Origin of the sequence: Collinsella sp. AM36-4AA, assembly GCF_003467795.1 — a bacterium.
GTDB lineage: Bacteria > Actinomycetota > Coriobacteriia > Coriobacteriales > Coriobacteriaceae > Collinsella.
Genome location: NZ_QSHS01000034.1, coordinates 1 through 20,552, shown reverse-complemented (window position 1 = coordinate 20,552; position 20,552 = coordinate 1). Strand labels below are relative to the sequence as shown.

Here is a 20,552-nt window from a genome sequence, read left to right as displayed (position 1 = left end):
CTGTTGCGTTGAGATTGAAAATCAACCCGCGTGTCACAGCGGAGCTGATTCAGTTGAGATTGCCTGAACATTCCGCCCCTCTTTACGCCCTCGGGTATACTCAAAAGCTACTGATTCGATTTGATGCCCAGCAACAGCAGAGGGGATAGTATATGTGCGGTTTTGTCGGTTTTGTCGGTGGGACGGATAACCAATCCGAGGTGCTCACCAAGATGATGGACCGCATCGTCCATCGTGGTCCCGACATGGGCGGTCAGTTTATCGACGGCCGCGTTGCCCTCGGCTTCCGCCGCTTGTCGATCCTCGACCTGACCGAGGCTGGCGCCCAACCTATGGCCAACGAGGACGGTAGCGTCGTCATTGTCTTCAACGGCGAGATCTACAACTTCCAAGAACTCCGTTCCGAGCTCGAGGCCAAGGGCTACAAGTTCCACTGCGGCGCCGACACCGAGAGCCTTCTGCACGGCTACGAGGAGTGGGGCGAGGCCGTACTCGATCGCCTGCGCGGCATGTACGCCTTCGTCATCTGGGACAAGAAGAAGAACAAGCTCTTTGGCGCCCGCGATATCTTTGGCATCAAGCCGCTCTACTACTATCCCATGGCCGATGCGGGCGACGGCGCTCCGGGCGTGCTCTTTGGCTCCGAGATCAAGAGCTTCCTGGACTACCCGCACTTCCACAAGGCGGTCAACAAAAAGGCCCTGCGTCCGTACATGACGCTGCAGTATTCGGCAACCGAGGAGACTTTCTTCGAGGGTGTCTACAAGCTGCCGCCGGCGCATTACTTTACCGTAGACATCCCGACCGGCAAGATGAACATCGAGCGCTATTGGGATTGCGATTACTCTGCCGTCGAGAAGCCGTTCGAGGAGTACGTCGACGAGCTGGACGAGGTCGTGCACGAGAGCGTCGAGGCCCATCGCATCGCTGATGTTAAGGTCGCTTCGTTCCTCTCCGGCGGCGTCGACTCCAGCTATATCGCCGCTTGTCTCATGCCCGACAAGACCTTCTCGGTGGGCTTCGATTACAAGAATTTCAACGAGACCAACTACGCCAAGGAACTTTCTGACAAGCTCGGCGTCGAGAATGTCCGCAAGATGATAACCGCCGACGAGTTCTTCGGTGCGCTCGAGGACATCCAGTATCACATGGACGAGCCGCAGTCCAACCTGTCTTCCGTGCCGCTGTGGTTCTTGGCCGAGATGGCCCGCAAGGACGTCACCGTCGTGCTTTCGGGCGAAGGCGCCGACGAGCTCTTTGGCGGCTACGCCTACTACGAGGACACGGTCCCAGTCCGCAAGTACAAAAAGATGGTGCCGCTGCCCATCCGTCGCGCGCTCGGTAACCTGGCGCTGCATATGCCGTACTTCAAGGGCCATAACTTCCTGGTCAAGGGTGCCGAGATCCCTGAGAAGTCGTTCCTGGGACAGGCTCTGGTATGGCCGGAGCGCGAGGTCGACGGCGTGCTCAAGCCCGAGTACAACACCGGCGATGGCGCCTTCGAGCTTGCCGCTCCCATCTATGCGCGCGTGAAGGGTCAGCCCGAGCTGGTCAAGAAGCAGTACCTGGACATGAACATGTGGCTTCCTGGCGACATTCTGCTCAAGGCCGACAAGATGTGCATGGCGCACTCGCTGGAGCTGCGCGTGCCCTTCCTGGACCGCAAAGTCATGGAGTTCGCCGAGCACATTCCCGACCGCTACCGCATCAACGAGAACGGCAACAAACAGGTACTCCGCCACGCTGCCAACAAGTCGCTGCCCGATGAGTGGGCCACCCGTCCCAAGGTGGGCTTCCCGGTGCCGATTGTCTACTGGCTGCGCGAGCAAAAGTGGTACGACTATGTCAAGGAGTACTTCACCGCGCCGTGGGCAAGCGAGTTCTTCGATACCGACGAGCTCATGCACCTGCTCGATCTGCACTTTGCGGGCAAGGGCGATTTCCAGCGCAAGATCTATACGCCGCTCGTGTTCCTGGTGTGGTACAAGCGCTTCTTTATCGACGAGGACCAGCCCGCTGTTCAGGCTGCCTAGCCTCGGCTTACGAACGCCTGCGCGTAACGGCTCCTCCGGGAGCCGTTTTTGCGTGGGTGCGTTTCAGTTACTATAAAAACCGTCCCTGCCAAATGGCTGAGAAAGGTGAAAGATGCACCATTCGGATTCCGCGACCGTGACCACGGTCGATACGCTTGCCAAGCTTCTCGATGTGTGCGGCGAGCTGCGCGCATCAGAGCAGGTTGACGAGCGTGCCGTGACCGGCTGCTCGTTTGATTCGCGTACGGTCTCGGCGGGTGACGTGTTCTTTTGCAAAGGCACTGCCTTTAAGCCCGCGTTTTTGAGCATGGCGCTCGATGCGGGCGCCGTCGCATTTGTGTGCGAGGAGTCGCTGGTCGAGTCTCTGGAGCCGCTGGCGCAGGAGAGCGGTGCTGCGATGCTGGTTGTTGATAGCGTTCGCACGGCCATGGCCCTGTTGCCGCCGGAGGTCTACGACCGTCCCGACCACGACGTCAAGATCGTGGGTATCACCGGTACCAAGGGAAAGACCACGACCGCTTTTATGCTCCAGTCCATCATCAAAGCGGCGGGCGAGTCCTGCGGCATGATCGGCTCAGTGAACACCGACGATGGTATCGAGTGCTACGAGAGCACCAATACTACGCCCGAGGCCCCAGAGGTCTGGCGCCATATCGCCAACTGCCGCACGTCAGGTCGCCAGTCCATGGTCATGGAGGTCTCGAGCCAGGCGCTCAAGTACCAACGCGTCGAGAATCTGCCGTTTGACGTGGCGTGCTTCCTCAACATCGGCCGTGACCACATCTCACCGATCGAACACCCCACGTTTGAGGATTATTTTGAGAGCAAACTCAGGATCTTTGACCAGGCAAAGACCGCCGTGGTGAATCTGGGCACCGAAGAGGTTGACCGTGTGTTGGAGGCAGCGTCGACGGCCGAGCGCTTGGTGACCGTTGGCGTCGAGCATCCCGAGGCAAGCCTGTGGGCGAGCGATGTGCGCATGGTCGGCTTTAACATCGAGTTTAACCTGCATGGCCTGTGTGCCGACGAGTCCGAGGCGGGGGAGAAGGTCCTGCTGGGCATCGCGGGCGACTTTAACGTGGAAAACGCGCTGGTCGCTATCGCCGCTGCGCGCGAGATCGGCATCGGTATCGAGGCTATCAAGAAGGGCCTCTCCAAACTGCGTGTGCCGGGCCGTATGGAGGTCGTGGAGTCGAAGGACGGCCGCGTGATCTGCGTCGTTGACTATGCGCACAACCAGCTTTCGTTCCGTTCGCTTTTCTCGTCGGTCAAGCGCGCGTTTCCCGCTAGTCCAGTCATTGCAGTGTTTGGCGCTGCCGGCGGCAAGGCGCAGGAGCGCCGCGAGCAGCTTCCGCGCGAGGCCGCACCATATTCCGACCTGATGATCTTTGCCAACGAGGACCCGGCTCACGAGGACCCGATGAAGGTCTGTCGCGAGCTTGCCGAGCATGTTCCCGACGATACGCCGAACAAGATCATCCTCGACCGCGAAGCCGCTGTGCATGCGGCGTTCAAGGCGGCGCGCGAGGAGTACGTCAACCCCGATGCTCCCACCATTGTCTTGCTGCTGGCAAAGGGTGACGAGGAGCTCATGCACGTGGGCGACGAGTTCGTGCCCATCGAGAGCGACCTTTCGCTGGCCAATCGCCTGATCGATGTTACCCAGTTTGACTAATGAACCATGATGGCGGCGGCGCCCTGAGTGCGCTGTCGCCATAAGCGTGTTCCCTCAATCAAAACATGCCGTCCAAGTCCAAACCCTTCTACGTAAACGGAGTAACCATGTCCCACAACACCCTGCCGACCGTTGCCGAGCTTTCGGGCGAGATGCGCGAGCGCTTGGCCAAGGTCAAGTACGTCTTTACCGACCTGGATGCCACGATGCTCGCGCCCGGCTCGTGCGTGCTGCGCGACAACGACGGTAACCCCTCGACCAAACTCGTCGAGGCCGTCGTGGCACTTGCCCGCGCTGGTATTCAGGTGGTTCCCACCTCGGGCCGCAACCGTACCATGATCCACGAGGATGCGCGCGTGCTCGGCCTCAACTCCTACATCGGTGAGATGGGCGGCCTGGTCATGTACGACCTCAAAGCCAACGATTGGGAGTATCTGACCGGCGACATGCCCTACGACCCCTCTTGCGGTCTCACGCCGCACCAGGTGATCGAGCAGACCGGCGTGTGCGAGAAGATCCTCGCCCGCTGGCCGCACAAGGTCGAGTATCACAACGACATGTCGACCGGCTACAAGTACCGCGAGGTCACCGTCGGCATGCGCGGCGACATCCCCGATGACGAGGCGCAGGCCATCCTCGACGAGGCCGGCTGCGGCCTGGTGTGGGCCTGTAACGGTCACCTGACGCATCTGTCCAAGCCGACGACGCTCGAGCTCGATCGCGTCGAGGACGGTCGCGCGTTTAACATCAATCCCGCCGGCCTCAACAAGGGCGTTGCCATCGCGCGCTTCTGCGAGCACCTGGGGATCGAGCGCGAGGAAACGCTCGCGCTCGGCGATTCCGAGTCCGACTTCTACATGGCCGATCACGTGGGCACGTTCTGCCTGGTCGAGAATGGCCTGACGAGCGCCGGCGCGCCCGAGTTCCTGGCTGCTTGCGAGAACGCTTTCGTTACGCGCGGCAAAATTGTCGACGGTTGGGCGGCGACGGCAGAGCTGCTGGTCGCGGCGCGTTCGTAGCGCGGCGTCGCCGCACTTGGACATGTCTTTTCGAGAGAGACTGGTGAGGTAATGTCCGATATCGAGAATCCGACAGGCGACACGCGCCCGATTGGCGTGTTCGATTCTGGTTTGGGCGGTCTGACGGTTGCGCGCGCCATCGCGACGGTGCTGCCGCACGAGTCCGTCTACTACTTCGGCGACACCAAACGCTGCCCCTACGGCACGCGCACCGAGGATGAGGTGCGCTCGTTTGCGTTGCAGGCGGGCCGTTGGCTGTCGAAGCACGACGTCAAGATTATGGTCATCGCCTGCAACACGGCGACAGCTGCGGCCTTGCGTCTGGCCCAGCAGGTGCTCGACGTTCCCGTGATCGGCGTGATCGCGCCGGGTGCCCGTGCGGCAATCAACAGCACCCGTTCGCGTCGCGTGGGCGTGCTCGCCACCAACCTCACCATTCGCTCGGGCGCCTACACGCGCGCCATTCAGGATCTAGATGCCGGCGTCGATGTATACGGTTGTCCTGCCTCGAGCTTTGTCGAGGTTGTCGAACACGAGCTCGCCTCGGGCGCGCATCTGCAAGAGCAGTGGCTCGAGAACGAGGACATCTTCGATACGCCAGCCGTGCGAGCGCTGGTCGGCGCAACGGTTGAGCCGCTGCGCGATCGCGGAATCGATACCGTGGTGCTCGGCTGTACGCACTTTCCGCTGCTCGTGGGGCCTATTCGCCATGCGCTGGGGCCCGGGGTGCGTGTGGTGAGTTCCGCCGAGGAGACTACGCGCGAGCTGACCGATATCCTCACGCGCCGCGAGCAGCTGGCGGGCGACGCTGCCGAGCCTCAGCATCGCTTTGCGACGACGGCCGATAACATTGCCGAGTTTGCGGTGGCGGGTAGCTTTATCTTTGGCCAGCCGCTCAAGAGCATCGAACATATTGATATCGACGAACTGAAATAGATGTAGGGTTACCGTCCAAAGACTTGCCCTCTTCTTCTGCCGAAAGGATATTTCTATGGAGTACATGCAGGTCAACCGCGCCAACGGCCGTGCCGCCAATGAACTGCGCCCCGTCAAGCTCACCCGTGGCGTCATGAAGCACGCCCACGGCTCGTGTTTTGCCGAGTTCGGTGACACGCGCGTGTTGTGCGCCGCCACAATCGAGGAGGGCGTGCCGGGCTGGCGAAAGGGAGCTAAGGCCGGCTGGGTAACCGCAGAGTATGCCATGCTGCCGGCGTCGACCGGCAAGCGCTGCAAGCGCGAGCACGCCAACCGCAAGGGTCGCTCCATGGAGATCGAGCGCCTCATTGGCCGCAGCCTGCGTACCGTCGTCAACATGAAGGCGCTCGGCGAGTACACCGTCACCGTCGACTGCGATGTGATTCAGGCCGATGGCGGCACGCGTACAGCGAGCATCACCGGCGCCTGGGTGGCGCTGCACGACGCCCTCGCCATGTGGGTCGAGGCGGGCAAGATCGAGCGCATCCCGCTTACCGGCCAGGTGGCTGCAATCTCCATGGGCGTTGTCGACGGCAATACGCTGCTTGACCTCGATTATTCCGAGGACAGCCATGCCGAAGTCGACATGAACCTCGTCGCCACCGACACCGGTGAGATGATCGAGCTCCAGGGCACTGGCGAGCAGGCGCCCTTTGACCGTAAGCGCCTCAACGCCCTGCTCGACTTGGGCGACAAAGGCATCGCCGAGCTCATCGAGCTTCAGCGCCAAGCCATCGCCTAACCTGCCAAAAAGGGACAGGTTTATTTTGGCAGGTTTTATCTGGGAAAACGTCGAAGTATAAGACTGCCGTTGATTGAGAGGGGAGAGGCGGAGGCCCTCGTCGCCCTCGGCGCGGCATTGCTATAGAGACAAGGAGACCACTCATGGCACTTGAGAAGATCGACATCGACACCCTCGACCCGGCGGCGACCATCGTCGTGGCAACGGGCAACGCCCATAAGCTCACCGAGATCGAGGCCATTTTGGGCAAGGTCATGCCCGAGGTTCGCTTTGTGGCGCTCGGCCAGCTGGGCGATTTTGAGGACCCCGAGGAAAACGGCACGACGTTTTTGGAGAACGCCATCATCAAGGCGCAGGCTGCCGTCGAAGAGACGGGGCTCATGGCCATTGCCGACGATTCGGGCCTGGTCGTCGACGCACTGGACGGTGAGCCCGGTGTGTATAGCGCGCGCTACGCGGGCGTTCACGGCGACGATACCGCCAACAACGCCAAGCTGCTCGTGAATCTGGAGGGCGTGGCCGACGAGGACCGCACTGCGCGCTTTATGAGCGTCGTCGCGCTCATCGATACGGACGGCCTGGTCACCTATGGCGAGGGCGCCTGCGAGGGCGTTATCGCGCACGAGGGTCGCGGCGATCACGGCTTTGGCTACGACCCGCTGTTCCTGCCGGTCGATACGCCGGGCAAGACTATGGCCGAGCTCACGGCGGACGAGAAGAACGCCATCAGCCATCGATTCCATGCGCTCGAGCACCTATCCGCCAAACTGACGGGCGAGGAGTAAGCCGTGCGTGCGGTGGTGCAGCGCGTACTCAATGCCGGCGTGACAGTCGACGGCGAGTGCGTGGGCAAAATTGGGCGCGGCTATCTGGTGCTGTTGGGCGTGGGCCACGGCGACACGCGCGCCGAGGCTGATAAGCTGTGGGGCAAGCTCCGCGGCTTGCGTATTAACGAGGACGAGAACGGCAAGACCAACCTGGCACTTGCCGATGTCGACGGCGAGGTTCTCGTGGTGTCACAGTTCACGCTGTTCGCCGACTGCCGCCACGGCCGCCGTCCGTCGTTTACCGATGCAGGCGCCCCCGATGTTGCCAACGAGCTCTACGAGTACTTCCTGACGCTCGTTCGTCAAGATGTCGAACACGTGGCGCACGGCATCTTTGGCGCCGATATGAAAGTCGACTTGGTCAACGACGGCCCATTCACCATCGTCTTGGACACCGATAGTCTTTAGGTTACGCGGTTTTACCAAACCGCGTAACAACTGGTCATGCGAGGTTGTCGTCTGGTACGTATTTGGACGGGGTTTATTTAGCTACTTGCGTATGGCGGCAGCAGGGTGCTATAGTATTAGAGTTTTGTCTATCTTAGGGGTATTATCCCCTTTTTGAATTGCATCTTCTGGAGGCCCTGTTCATGGAAGAGATGGAAGTCAATCACGTCGACGACATCCACGAGAAGCTGACCGATATGGTGGGCGATCGCGTTAAGGTGAAGGCCAACATGGGCCGCACCCGCGTCGTCGAGCGCATGGGCACCATCAAGAGCGTCCATCCGGCAGTCTTTATCGTCGAGGTCGACGAGCGCCGTGGCCGCAAGTCGCGTCAGTCCTACCAGTATATTGATGTTCTCACCGGCCAGGTCGAGCTGTTCGACCCCGAGAGCGGCGAGCACATTTTTACCCCGCTCGGCAATCAGCTCGAGGAGCACTAGCGGTGACCGATTGGTCCCTGACCCTTTCCGCGCCGGCAAAGATCAACCTCTATCTGGGGGTTCATACCGAGCGTGACGACCGCGGCTACCATAAGGTCGATTCCCTGATGGCAGCCGTCGGTCTTGTCGATACCGTGACGGTTACGCCGGCACAGGCGCTGACCGTCCAGACGATTCCGACATCCGACTTTCCCATGCAAAAGAATACGGCGTATCGTGCAGCCGCTGCTATGGCCGAGCATTATGGTCGCGAGGCAAACATCTGCGTGACGATTGAGAAGCGCATTCCATTGTGCGCCGGCTTGGGCGGCCCCTCGACGGATGCGGCCGCGGTCATTGTTGCCTTGGCGGAGCTCTGGGGAATTGATCGCACCGACCCCGCGCTCGACGACATTGCACGGGGCATTGGCGCTGACGTTCCCTTCTTTTTGCATGCCAGCCCTGCATTTTACGTGGGTGGGGGAGACGTGCTGGCAACCGAGTACCCCGCACTTCCCGCGACACCCGTCGTGCTGGTTAAGCCGCGCGAGGCAAGCGTTTCAACAATTGAAGCCTATCGACGTTTTGACGAGACCCCAGCGCCTGCGGACAAGCCCGGAGCGATCGCATCTGCCCTTCGCTCGGGAGACGCAGAGGCGGCCTACGCGCTCGTCCACAACAACCTGGGTGTCATTTCCGCGCAGATGGAGCCGCGGATTCAAACGGTGCTCGACTGGCTTCGTTCACAGGACGGTACCATTGCCACAAACGTGTGCGGTTCGGGTGCCTGCTCGTTTGCTCTCTGCGATAGCGCCGCCACGGCAGCCAATCTTGCGGCGACGGCTCAACAAAACGGCTGGTGGGCTTATGCAACGGAGCTCGTTTCCGACACGGTTCGCATTGAAGCGCCAAAGAAACAAAAATTTATCTAGCACGCGGCGAAAATCTTTGTTACTATAGTCGAGCTAACGGGTTGTGGCTCAGTTTGGTAGAGCACTGCGTTCGGGACGCAGGGGTCGCTGGTTCAAATCCAGTCAACCCGACCAGAGCATGAGGAGGGACCGCTTCTTGCGGTCCCTTTTTTTAGCTATTGTTGTGATACCGCGATACCCGCGGTATACTCATTCGAGCTTGTCTCGCTGTATTGTGGAGGTCTACATGTTTGGACTGAGGGCTCCTGAGCTCATCATTATTCTCGTCGTTGTCCTGATTATCTTCGGGCCCAAGAACCTGCCGAAGCTCGGCAAGTCCCTCGGCTCTACCGTCAAGAATATCCGTGAGGGTATGGAGGGCGACGATAAGGCCGAGACCAAGCAGGCCGAGGAGGTCGTGGTCGAGCAGTCCGAGGAGGACAAGGAGATCGCTGAGCTCGAGGCCAAGCTCGCTGCTGCCAAGAAGAAGCAGGCAGAGGACAGCGACGCGGACGCAGAGTAGTCCCATCCCTTTGGGGTGAGCACCTGACCGGCTTGCCCGCAGGCTAGCCGGTCTTTTTCGTTTTGTTGACAGTTGATTGTTTGATCAGAGTTGGGGAGATATCCGTATGGACGCAAGCCAGATCGTACTGACCGCTGAGGGCCGCCAGAAGCTCGTCGAGGAGCTCGCTTGGCGTGAGGGCGATTACGCCAAGGAGATCGTCGAGGACATCAAGGAAGCCCGCGCGTTCGGCGACCTTTCGGAGAACTCCGAGTACGACGCCGCTAAGGACAAGCAGGCCCAGAATGCTGCTCGCATTGCCGAGATTCAGGCCATCCTCGCCAACGCTCAGGTTGCTGCCACCACGGGCGATCTGACCGTCTCCATCGGTTCCACCGTTTCTCTGATCGATCCCAACGGTGAGGTCATGGAAGTCACGCTCGTCGGTACCACCGAGACCAACTCGCTCGAGCACAAGATCTCCAACGAGTCTCCGGTCGGCCATGCCATCATCGGTCACGGCGAGGGCGACTCCGTCGAGGTCGTTACGCCTTCCGGCAAGACTCGCGTCTACACCATCGCCAAGATCGCACGCTAGACCACGGTCCCGCGTAAAGGTATGTTTTCGCTCCCTGGGACCGAATCCTGGGGAGCGTTTTAATTTGAGGAGCTAACTTATGGCAGAGAACCAGAACGCCGCCGATCAGGCATCGACGCTCAACGACGAGCGCGCCACCCGCCTGGCCAAGCGCGCCGCCCTGTTCGAGGCGGGCCAGAACCCCTATCCCGAGCACTCCGAGATTGAGGACTACGTCGTCGACATCGAGACTAAGTACGCCGAGCTCACCGATGGCGAGGACACCGAGGACGTCGTGAAGATCGGCGGCCGTGTGGTCGCCAAGCGCGGTCAGGGCAAGATCATGTTCATCGTCGTGCGCGACGCGACCGGCGAGATCCAGCTGTTCTGCCGCATCAACGATATGGACGAGGCCGCCTGGAATACGCTCAAGGCCCTCGACCTGGGCGATATCCTGGGCGTGACCGGCGTAGTCGTGCGCACCAAGCGTGGCCAGCTTTCCGTTGCCCCCAAGAGCGCGACGCTGCTGTCCAAGGCCGTTCGCCCGCTGCCCGAGAAGTTCCACGGTCTCTCCGACAAGGAGACCCGCTATCGTCAGCGTTATGTCGACCTGATCGCCAACGACGACGTTCGCGAGACCTTCCGCAAGCGCTCACAGATCCTCTCCACGTTCCGCCGCTTTATGGAGTCCGATGGCTACATGGAGGTTGAGACTCCTATCCTGCAGACCATCCAGGGCGGAGCTACTGCCAAGCCGTTCATCACGCACTTCAACGCGCTCGATCAGGAGTGCTATCTGCGTATCGCCACCGAGCTGCACCTCAAGCGCTGCATCGTCGGCGGCTTTGAGCGTGTTTTCGAGATCGGCCGCATCTTCCGCAACGAGGGTATGGACCTTACCCACAACCCCGAGTTCACCACGATGGAGGCCTACCGCGCCTTCTCCGATCTCGAGGGCATGAAGGCGCTCGCCCAGGGTGTCATTAAGGCCGCTAACAAGGCTATCGGCAACCCCGAGGTTATTGAGTACCAGGGCCAGACCATCGACCTTTCTGGTGAGTGGGCAAGCCGTTCCATGACCGATATCGTCTCCGACGTGCTCGGCAAGCAGGTCACCATCGACACGCCGGTTGAGGAGCTTGCTGCCGCCGCACGCGAGAAGGGCCTGGAGATCAAGCCCGAGTGGACCGCCGGCAAGATCATCGCCGAGATCTATGACGAGCTGGGCGAGGACACCATCGTCAACCCCACCTTCGTGTGCGATTACCCCATCGAGGTTAGCCCGCTTGCCAAGCGCTTTGAGGATGATCCGCGCCTGACCCATCGCTTTGAGCTGGTCATCGCCGGTCACGAGTACGCCAACGCGTTCTCCGAGCTCAACGACCCGGTCGACCAGGCCGAGCGCTTCGCTGCCCAGATGGCCGAGAAGGCCGGCGGCGACGATGAGGCCATGGAGTACGACGAGGATTACGTGCGTGCCCTCGAGTACGGTATGCCTCCCGCGGGTGGCATCGGCATCGGTATCGACCGCGTGGTCATGCTGCTCACCAACCAGGCTTCCATCCGCGACGTGCTGCTGTTCCCGCACATGAAGCCCGAGAAGGGTTTCCAGTCCGGTGCCGCTGCTGCCAAAGCTGCCGAGGCCGGCAACACCGCGAGCCCCTTCGTCAAGCCGCTCAAGCCCACGGTTGATTATTCCAAGATTGCCGTCGAGCCGCTGTTTGAGGAGTTCGTCGACTTTGATATCTTCTCCAAGAGCGACTTCCGCGCCGTGAAGGTTAAGGCATGCGAGGCCGTCAAGAAGTCCAAGAAGCTGCTGAACTTTACGCTCGATGACGGCACCGGCACCGACCGCACCATCCTCTCCGGCATTCACGATTATTACGAGCCCGAGGACCTGGTCGGCAAGACCCTGCTCGCCATCACCAACCTGCCTCCGCGCAAGATGATGGGCATCCCCAGCTGCGGTATGCTCATCAGCGCCATCCACGAGGAGGAGGGCGAGGAGCGTCTCAACCTGATCCAGCTCGACGCTTCCATCCCCGCCGGCGCAAAGATGTACTAACTAGTTACGCGGTTCTACGAACCGCGTAACGGCTCGACGCTGCGCGGGCCGCATTTGGACAATCTGACGTTCAACTTCAAGGGCGCGACCAGGAGGTCAGCGCCCTTTCGTTTCACGTCACCTTGTCACAAATGCGACCCGCTCGCTGACGTTGCCAACACATCGATGTAGTCATTGGGGACGTTCTTAAACGACTAGTCATTCAAGAACGTCCCCAATGACTACCCAACGACCGCACCGGCGCATTGACGATTTTGCGTCTCCCGTGCCCGACAGCCGTCTCTTTTATGTTTCCTTTAGCCGTCGCTGCCTAGGATGGGGGTTAGTCGATAGGAAGGGAGCATCGGGATGGACGATGCGAGCGAGCGCGCGATCGAAGAGGACATGCTCGATCAGTTTAATTACTTTGATGATGAGGACGAGGAGCTGATCGACCGTCGCGAGCCGGCATCGCTTGACTCATTTGACCTAGTGGGTGAAGGGGCTGATGAGGTTGAGAATGAATCGACGGAACCCCCACAGCCTTCGCGCCCCGACTCGCTGCTTTCGAGAATTTCTTTGCACCACGGTGTCCGTGCCGGCGCGCTCCATATGAAAACTGACTGGCGCCAGATCGTGACGGCAGGCGATGAGCTTGCCGTCGATGCGCCACTTATCGACAAATCATCCATCATTTGCCGCACCGGCATGCTTATGCTCGCGAGCGGAACGGGTGCCTGGCGTGTACGCGATACCATGAATCGCGTCGCCGCCGTGCTCGGTGTCACCATCCACGTTGACTTAAGTCTCCTGTCGTTTGAGTGTACTTGTATTGAAGATGGTCACTGCTTTAACGAAGTCGTCAGCTTGCCCACAACGGGCGTCAATACCCATCGCATTTGGATGATGGAGAGCTTCCTTAAGGAAATCGAGACATATGGCCGTCGTTTTACGGTGCATGAGTATCACGAGATGCTCAAGACCGTTGAGAGTTCAAAACCTGATTACACTTCCTGGCAACAGGGCCTTGCGGCGGCCTGTGCTTGCGGCGCCTTCGTCTTTTTGCTCGGCGGCGGTCCTATCGAGATGGTCTGTGCATTTGTGGGCGCTGGTGTCGGTAACTTTGCTCGCTCCCATATTCTTAAGCAGGGCCTTGGCCAGTTTAGCGCGCTGACGATCGGCGTTGCACTCGCTTGCGTCTCGTATCTGCTGGCATTGCTCGGTCTTGGCCAGGTCATACCGGGGGCAATGTCGCACCAAGAAGGCTATATCGGCGCCATGCTCTTTGTGATCCCCGGCTTTCCTCTCATTACGGCAGGTCTCGACATCGCTAAGCTCGACATGCGAAGCGGCATTGAGCGTCTTTCGTATGCTGTGTCGATTATTGTGATGGCGACGCTCGTAGGTTGGATGGTTGCCGAGTGTGTTGGCCTGGCGCCGGACGACTTTGCGTCGCTCGGCCTTTCGCCGCTTGCCCTTACGCTCTTGCGCGTGCTAATGAGCTTCGTTGGCGTATTCGGCTTCTCAGTGATGTTCAACAGCCCGGTAAAGATGGCCACGGCAGCTGGGCTGATCGGCGCCGTGTCCAATACCTTGCGTCTGACCCTTGTCGATGCGCCGACGCTGTTTCCCTTCCTGGGCCTGAGCGTAGGTATGCCTCCCGAGGCGGCAGCGTTTATTGGCGCGCTGGTATCGGGGCTGCTCGCGAGCTTAGCCGAAATCAAGCTCACCTACCCACGTATCGCCCTCACGGTGCCATCGATTGTCATTATGGTGCCGGGCTTGTATCTGTATCGCTCGATGTATTACATGTGCACCTTCGACACGGTCAATATGCTCGGCTGGTTTGTGCGTGCAGTGCTCATCGTGGCGTTTTTGCCCGTTGGCCTGGGTGTGGCGCGTACGCTCACCGACCCTCGCTGGCGCCACACCAGCTAATTGGTGCAAGGGGGACAGGTTACTTTGCACCAAATGAGTTGCGGTGAAATAGGGACTGAATTGCTGCTTAAAGGGTCAAAACAGTCCGTATTCCACCGCAACTTATGGGGTCGGGGGATTATTGGTGCCCTGCATCTTCATAAACTCAACGCTTACGAAGCGCGGGGTTTTCGTGCTAGGCTGGTTTCACCACATAAGTAGTCGCAGACGCACGTACCACGGGCGGGCGAGATGAAGTCCCAACAGCTCCATCTTGCCCGCCCGTTTTTGTTGCGTGGTGCCGCGGCACAACACAGAGAGGAATCTGCCCTTTATGCCTATCAACAAACGAGAGAGCCTGCTGTTCACCTTTATCATGTGCTTTTGCATGGTGCTCTGGATGAGCATCTACAACGTTGCCCTGCAGCATGGGGCCATCAACGGCGAGGTTGTTGCCGCCGCGTGGCTCGGCTTCCCCGTTGCCTACGTTTTTGCCATGTGCTGCGACTGGTTTGTTGCCAGCCCCCTTGCCAAGGGTTTCGCCTTTAAATTCCTGGTCACGCCGGGCAAGAGCTCGCCGCTTGCCATGGCGCTCGCCGTCAGCTTCTGCATGGTCGTCCCTATGGTCATCATCATGTCGCTCTACGGTGCGTGCGAGGGCCTGTTCCACATGCCCGGCGGCCCGCTCGCAAACCTGCAGGCACTGCCGATGATGTGGCTCGTTAACATTCCGCGCAACTTTATCATGGCCCTGCCCTGGAACCTGCTGGTGGCCGGTCCGGTTGCTCGCTTTGTCTTCCGCCGCGCCTTTCCCATGGGAACCGTCTTCGAAGAGCAGCATATGGAGCTCGTGCGCATGCCGGGTGCTCCCGCTGCTGATGCTGTCAATGACGTTGCCGAGGACATGGGTGTCGAGCCCGCCTGCTAGACAGCAGCTCAAAACCAAACCGCCAAACGGACCCGAGCAATTCCTTTTTTGTAGACGTTGTCGAGCGGCTACGGGCAGGAAAGGTCCCAACGGTTAACATATACTCCATATGGGTAAAGAGACCAAAGCGCCGCCACGAGTGGCGCTTTGCGTTTGAAAAACTAGCTCGTCTAAGAGGAACTAGCATGTTAGACCGTTTTACCGATCGCGCGCGTAAGGTCATGTCCATGGCCAAGCAAGAAGCGCTCGATCTTCACTCAAATAAGGTGGGTACCGAGCACCTGCTGCTCGCACTCGCCAAGGAGGACGAGGGCATTGCCGCCGAGGCGCTGCGTTCGCTCGACATCTCCTACGATGACATCATGGACACGCTCAAAGAGGTCCAGACCACGGTTCCCGAGCCCAGTGAGGAGACCGAGGCGGCCAAGCTCGCCTTTACGCCGCTCGTCATTAGCGTGATGGAGCGTTCATTCCGCGTGGCGCGTGAGAACAACCAGACCTACGTGTCGACCGAGCACTTGCTGATCGGCATCGTCGAAGAGGGCAACGGCATGGCCATGGACATCCTCATGCGCCTGGGCGTGTCGTCCGCCTCCATCAAAAAGGCTATCGAGAAACTCACCGCCAAGGACCAGGACAAGAAGCGTCCGCTCGCCGGTGCCGGTGCTGGTCGTCCCGGTGCGGGCCTGCCGTTCTTTAGCGGCTCGGATGCCTCTCAGCAAAAGGGGAGTGGTACCGATACGCTTAAGCAGTTCGCGACCAACCTCACGCAAAAGGCCCGCGACGGTGAGCTCGACCCCGTGATTGGTCGCGAAAAGGAAGTCCAGCGTATGATGGAGATCCTTTCGCGCCGCACCAAGAACAACCCGCTCATCCTGGGCGATCCCGGCGTGGGCAAGACGGCCATCGTCGAGGGTCTGGCCCAACAGATCGCCGCCGGCAACGTGCCCGAGAACCTCATGAACCAGAATATCTGGACGCTCGACCTGCCGGGTCTCGTGGCGGGTGCCAAGTATCGCGGCGAGTTTGAGGAGCGCCTCAAGAACGTGATCCAGGAGGCCACCGAAGCGGACGACGTCATCCTGTTTATCGACGAGATGCATACCATCATCGGTGCCGGTTCTGCCGAGGGCTCCATCGATGCAAGCTCCATGCTCAAGCCCGTACTCGCGCGCGGTGCCTTCCAGATTATCGGCGCCACCACGGCCGAGGAATTCCGCAAGTACCTCACCAAGGACCCGGCCTTCGAGCGTCGCTTCCAGACCATCGATGTCGAGGAGCCGAGCGTCGAGGACACGGTCAAGATCCTGACCGCGCTCAAGCCGCGCTACGAGGAGCACCACCATGTGCGCTATACGCAGGGTGCTATCGAGGCCGCCGCGAACCTTTCCAACCGCTACATTCAGGATCGCTTCCTGCCCGATAAGGCCATCGACCTCATCGACGAGGCCGGCGCCCGCGCTCGCATCGCCGCCAACCGCGCGCCCGAGCCGGTGCGCGAGGCCGAGCATCGTATAGAGGAGCTCAAGGCCGCCGCGCAGGAGGCCACCGAGAGCGATGACATGAACAAGGCCGCCGAGATCACCGAGCAGCAGAAGGCCGCCGAGATTGAACTCGCCGAAGCCAAGGCCGCCTGGACCGCCGAGCTCGACGCCAGCCCGCTCACCATCGACGTGAGTCAGATTGCCGACATCGTGTCCGTGACCTCTGGCGTGCCGGTTTCCTCGCTCACCGAGAGCGAGAGCCGGCGCCTGCTGCAGACCGAAAGCGTGCTCAAGACGCGCATCATCGGTCAGGACGAGGCAGTCGAGGCCGTCGCCAAGGCCGTGCGCCGCAGCCGTTCGCCGCTCAAGGACCCGCGTCGCCCCGGCGGCAGCTTTATCTTCCTGGGCCCCACCGGCACAGGCAAGACCGAGCTCGCCAAGACGCTCGCCGAGTACCTCTTTGGCAGCAAGGACGCGCTCATCAGCTTCGACATGTCGGAGTTCGGCAGCGAGTTCGAGGTCTCCAAGCTCATCGGTAGCCCTCCGGGTTACGTGGGTCACGACGAGGGCGGTCAGCTTACCAAGGCCGTTCGTCGTCACCCGTATTCGGTCGTGCTGTTCGACGAGATCGAGAAGGCGCACCCCGACATCTTCAACATCCTGCTGCAGGTGCTGGAGGAGGGCCGCCTGACCGATAGCCAGGGCAAGACGATCGACTTCCGCAACACCGTGATCATCATGACGTCCAACGTGGGCGCCCGCGAGATCGCACAGGATGCGAGCGTTGGCTTTGGCACCACCGGCGAGCAGGGTCTCACGTCGAGTGAAATCAAGGGCCGCGCGATGGGCGAGCTCAAGCGCCTGTTCCGCCCCGAGCTGCTCAACCGTATCGACGACATTGTGGTGTTCCAGAAGCTCTCGGGCGAGAATCTCACCAAGATCGCGCACCTGCTGGTGGACGATCTGCGCCAGCGCCTGATCGCAAACGGCATGAACATCAAGCTCACCGATGCGGCCTACGACAAGATTGTGGCCGAGGGTACCGATCTTACCAATGGCGCACGTCCGCTGCGTCGTGCTATTCAAAAGCTCATCGAGGACCCGCTGTCCGAGGAGCTTCTGGCCGGCGAGTGGGGCGAGGGCGATACCGTCCTGTGCGACGTGGCCGATGGCAAGTTTGTCTTTAGCCACGGCACGGGCGAGATCCCGGCACCGCGTCCGGCGGGCACGCTCGGTGGCGATACCGCTCCGGCGGCGCCGCACACCGGAAACGCCGCGCCTGTGAGCAGTGGCGTGAGCTCGGGCCCCGGTGGCATGATGCAAGCCGGCTCTGGTGCGCTGTAGGGCGTAACAAAACCTTGTGTCCACGAGGGCGTTCCAAAGGAGCGCCCTTTTTCTGTTGAAAAGGCCCCTTCGTTCAAAGTAAATCTCATTAAACATACCAATGGCGTATGCATAAACGTTGATCAAGCGCTGAGGTTGGTTGGGGGGTCCAACGTTCCCTCTGCACGGCCCGTCTAGCCTGCTTTATCTTAATAAAGTGGCGTTTCCCCGCCGTTAGCCGATGATGCAAGGGCGCTCGGCGTTTTCGACTGGTTTATGCACGCAAAGTCTGGGAATATACAAGTCGCATATCTTACTGTCTTACCAGTTGCGCCAAGGAGGCACCATGGACTACAAGATCACCGGCTATGAGCCCGCCCAGCTGTTCCATTTCTTTGAGGAGGTCAGCGCGATTCCCCGTGGGTCTGGCAACGAGAAGGGCATCAGCGATTTCCTGGTCGCGTTTGCCAAGGAGCGCGGCCTCGATGTGTATCAGGACGAGGTCTACAACGTCATCATTCGCAAGCCCGCATCTGCCGGTGCCGAGAATGCCCCGACCGTGATGCTGCAGGGCCACATCGATATGGTGTGCGACAAGTTGGGCTCCGTTGAGCACGACTTTATGACCGATGGTATCGACCTGGTCGTCAAGGACGGCGTCCTCACCGCCAACGGTACCACCCTGGGTGCCGACAACGGTATCGCCGTCGCTCTGATGCTCACTGTTCTCGATGACGATTCGATCGTTCACCCCGCCCTCGAGTGCGTATTCACCACCGACGAGGAGACTGGCCTGGTCGGCGCCGAGACGCTCGACAAGTCCCAGATTAGCGCCCGCACCATGATTAACCTTGACTCCGAGGAAGAGGGCGTTGCCACCGTCAGCTGCGCCGGCGGCGTCGTCGTTACCTACACCTGCCCGATCGTGCGCGAGCACAAGACCGGTAGCACCCTCACGCTCGACATCTCCGGCCTGCTGGGCGGTCACTCCGGCAGCGATATCCACCTGGAGCGCGGCAACGGCAACCTCATCATGGCCCGCATCATCGACCGCCTGATGGTCGCCGGCGAGCCCGCCATCGTTAGCTTTAACGGCGGCACCAAGGACAACGCCATCAACCGTGAATGCAAGGCTGTTCTGGTCTACGCCGACCACGCTGCCGCCGAGGCCGCGGCCCAGATCGCAAAGGGCATCATCGCCGACGTCGCTGCCGAGCTCGAGGTCTTCGACCCCGGCTTTACCTGCACCGTCGAGATTGCCGACGACGCCGAGGTCGAGGCCATGGACCAGAAGTCCGCGCTTGCCCTTATCCGCGCCCTGCGTCTTGCCCCTAACGGCGTGATTCGCCGCAATGTCGCCACCGACGGCTCCGTCGAGGTTTCCTCCAACATCGGTGTGGTTGCCACTTCTGACGACGAGGTCAAGATCATGCTGTCCCCGCGCTCTTCGATCACCTCGCTGCAGAACGAGTTCAAGGATCGTTTGCAGACGCTTGCCGATGTCCTGGGCTTCGACGCCAAGTTTGAGTTCGAGTATCCCGGCTGGAGCTATGCCGAGCATTCGCCGGTCCGCGACGTCTTTGTCGAGAGCTATCGCGAGCTCTTTGGCTCCGAGTTGCGCATCGAGTCCATTCACGCCGGCCTTGAGTGCGGCCTGTTCGCCGAAGCCCTGCACGGCCTGGACGCCATCGCCGTGGGCCCGACGCTCTCCGATGTCCATACCCCGGACGAGAGCATGGAGCTCGCTTCTGCCGAGCGCTTCTACGAGCTGCTCATCGACGTCCTCAAGCGCCTCGCTGCGTAAAGGTTGCGCTAGCAGCAGTCCGAGCCGCGTGCCAGCGGATTGCAAATGACATTACGAGAGGGGGTACCCGGTCTTTTGCGACAGGTGTCCCCTCTCTTCTTTTAAGAAATGGGAAATTGATTGGCGTCTAGCCCATATCCGCCCTGATGAGGTCGAGGGTTCGCTGGCAGTTTTCGCGGACGGGGCCGAGCATATGATCGCGCAGGTCCGCCATGCCGGGCAGGTCGGCGTATTCGTCCATGACCTCTTCCATGCAAATGGGTACCTCGTAGGCGAGGTCCATCATGGTCGCAAAGCAAAACTTCTCGGATAGCCCGGCATCGGTGAGCGCCGTCTCCAGCGCGGGGTCGCCCATACCGTGGTATCGGCGGATAGCACCTGGACCGATGCGCCCCACACGATTTTCGCCGCCAACGCTCATAGCAAGGCGTGCCCGACGTCGCATGCTCTCATACGCCAAGCCCGATGCGACATCGTACATTCGAGCCATCATGGCTGCGCCGTCGTTTCCAAGGAGCAGGGAATAGTTTTTCGCATGCGCATCCGGTGCGCCGATAATGGCGTTGAAGAACAGTATCTGCGTAAACAGATGCAGGTTAAGTTGATGGTGGCTCGTAGTTACGAGGAGCTCTTGAATGTCGCGTGTGGTCGGGCCGCCGTCTGCCGTGTACTTTTGGGCGGGCATCACCCCAAGTGCCTGACAGAGGTCTTCTTGATGTAGGCGCCTGATCGTTCCGTCTTCGACTTTCACGCGGTCATAGCGCTCAACAATGAGGGTAGGTTCGTCCTCAAACATACGATATTCGACGTTTGCCGTTGCGATACCGGCTCGCTGGGCGCTTTTCATGCAGACAAACTCATTGAGAGCCTCGAGTTTAAATCCGTTAACGCCATTTTTGAGGTTGATTTTCAATCTCAACGCAAC

Annotated in this window: 17 protein-coding genes and 1 tRNA gene; 17 read left to right on the top strand and 1 reads right to left on the bottom strand. The window is 60.3% G+C overall.

The window, feature by feature from the left end; translation table 11 throughout:
• Positions 1 to 152: 152 nt before the first annotated feature.
• From asnB to DW850_RS09250, 17 genes are all read left to right on the top strand, one after another.
• The gene (gene asnB / locus DW850_RS09330; RefSeq protein ID WP_117563808.1) at positions 153 to 2,033 is read left to right on the top strand and encodes an asparagine synthase (glutamine-hydrolyzing); all 1,881 of its coding nucleotides are present in this window, start codon (positions 153 to 155) and stop codon (positions 2,031 to 2,033) included.
• A 112-nt stretch (positions 2,034 to 2,145) separates the two neighbouring features.
• Positions 2,146 to 3,708, top strand: coding sequence for a Mur ligase family protein (locus DW850_RS09325; protein ID WP_117786899.1), 1,563 nt, complete (start codon positions 2,146 to 2,148; stop codon positions 3,706 to 3,708).
• Between the two features lie 107 nt (positions 3,709 to 3,815).
• Positions 3,816 to 4,727, top strand: a complete 912-nt coding sequence (locus DW850_RS09320) for an HAD family hydrolase (protein ID WP_117786898.1) — start codon at positions 3,816 to 3,818, stop codon at positions 4,725 to 4,727.
• 51 nt (positions 4,728 to 4,778) lie between these two features.
• Positions 4,779 to 5,663, top strand: coding sequence for a glutamate racemase (gene murI, locus DW850_RS09315; RefSeq protein ID WP_117635959.1), 885 nt, complete (start codon positions 4,779 to 4,781; stop codon positions 5,661 to 5,663).
• A 55-nt stretch (positions 5,664 to 5,718) separates the two neighbouring features.
• Positions 5,719 to 6,444, top strand: coding sequence for a ribonuclease PH (gene rph, locus DW850_RS09310; RefSeq protein WP_117775890.1), 726 nt, complete (start codon positions 5,719 to 5,721; stop codon positions 6,442 to 6,444).
• Positions 6,445 to 6,587: 143 nt separating this feature from the next.
• A complete protein-coding gene (gene rdgB, locus DW850_RS09305; RefSeq protein ID WP_117775889.1) occupies positions 6,588 to 7,229 on the top strand; it encodes an RdgB/HAM1 family non-canonical purine NTP pyrophosphatase in 642 nt (213 codons plus the stop codon).
• A 3-nt stretch (positions 7,230 to 7,232) separates the two neighbouring features.
• Complete coding sequence (gene dtd, locus DW850_RS09300; protein ID WP_040358996.1) at positions 7,233 to 7,679, top strand: D-aminoacyl-tRNA deacylase; 447 nt, start codon at positions 7,233 to 7,235, stop codon at positions 7,677 to 7,679.
• A 182-nt stretch (positions 7,680 to 7,861) separates the two neighbouring features.
• Positions 7,862 to 8,158 (top strand): Veg family protein, encoded by a 297-nt coding sequence (locus DW850_RS09295; RefSeq protein ID WP_006234957.1) that lies wholly within the window; start codon positions 7,862 to 7,864, stop codon positions 8,156 to 8,158.
• A gap of 2 nt (positions 8,159 to 8,160) precedes the next feature.
• A complete protein-coding gene (gene ispE, locus DW850_RS09290; RefSeq protein ID WP_233540659.1) occupies positions 8,161 to 9,069 on the top strand; it encodes a 4-(cytidine 5'-diphospho)-2-C-methyl-D-erythritol kinase in 909 nt (302 codons plus the stop codon).
• 37 nt (positions 9,070 to 9,106) lie between these two features.
• Positions 9,107 to 9,183, top strand: a tRNA-Pro gene (locus tag DW850_RS09285).
• Positions 9,184 to 9,295: 112 nt separating this feature from the next.
• Positions 9,296 to 9,571 carry a twin-arginine translocase TatA/TatE family subunit gene (gene tatA, locus DW850_RS09280; RefSeq protein WP_022094895.1) on the top strand — a complete coding sequence of 92 codons (276 nt, stop codon included), beginning with the start codon at positions 9,296 to 9,298 and terminating at the stop codon, positions 9,569 to 9,571.
• A 106-nt stretch (positions 9,572 to 9,677) separates the two neighbouring features.
• Positions 9,678 to 10,148 (top strand): transcription elongation factor GreA, encoded by a 471-nt coding sequence (gene greA / locus DW850_RS09275; protein WP_006234960.1) that lies wholly within the window; start codon positions 9,678 to 9,680, stop codon positions 10,146 to 10,148.
• 79 nt (positions 10,149 to 10,227) lie between these two features.
• Positions 10,228 to 12,192: a lysine--tRNA ligase gene (lysS, locus tag DW850_RS09270; protein WP_117786897.1), complete on the top strand. Its 1,965-nt coding sequence runs from the start codon at positions 10,228 to 10,230 to the stop codon at positions 12,190 to 12,192.
• Positions 12,193 to 12,540: 348 nt separating this feature from the next.
• Positions 12,541 to 14,109 (top strand): threonine/serine exporter ThrE family protein, encoded by a 1,569-nt coding sequence (locus tag DW850_RS09265; RefSeq protein WP_199575672.1) that lies wholly within the window; start codon positions 12,541 to 12,543, stop codon positions 14,107 to 14,109.
• Positions 14,110 to 14,422: 313 nt separating this feature from the next.
• The gene (locus DW850_RS09260) at positions 14,423 to 15,016 is read left to right on the top strand and encodes a DUF2798 domain-containing protein (protein WP_117786896.1); all 594 of its coding nucleotides are present in this window, start codon (positions 14,423 to 14,425) and stop codon (positions 15,014 to 15,016) included.
• Positions 15,017 to 15,201: 185 nt separating this feature from the next.
• Entirely contained in the window at positions 15,202 to 17,844 is a 2,643-nt protein-coding gene (locus DW850_RS09255; RefSeq protein WP_117786895.1) for an ATP-dependent Clp protease ATP-binding subunit, read from the top strand.
• Between the two features lie 325 nt (positions 17,845 to 18,169).
• Positions 18,170 to 19,627, top strand: coding sequence for an aminoacyl-histidine dipeptidase (locus DW850_RS09250; RefSeq protein WP_117786894.1), 1,458 nt, complete (start codon positions 18,170 to 18,172; stop codon positions 19,625 to 19,627).
• A 127-nt stretch (positions 19,628 to 19,754) separates the two neighbouring features.
• Here the strand turns inward: DW850_RS09250 and DW850_RS09245 are convergent.
• The coding region (locus DW850_RS09245) for a HipA domain-containing protein (RefSeq protein ID WP_147349613.1) at positions 19,755 to 20,552 on the bottom strand (798 nt) is incomplete at its 5' end.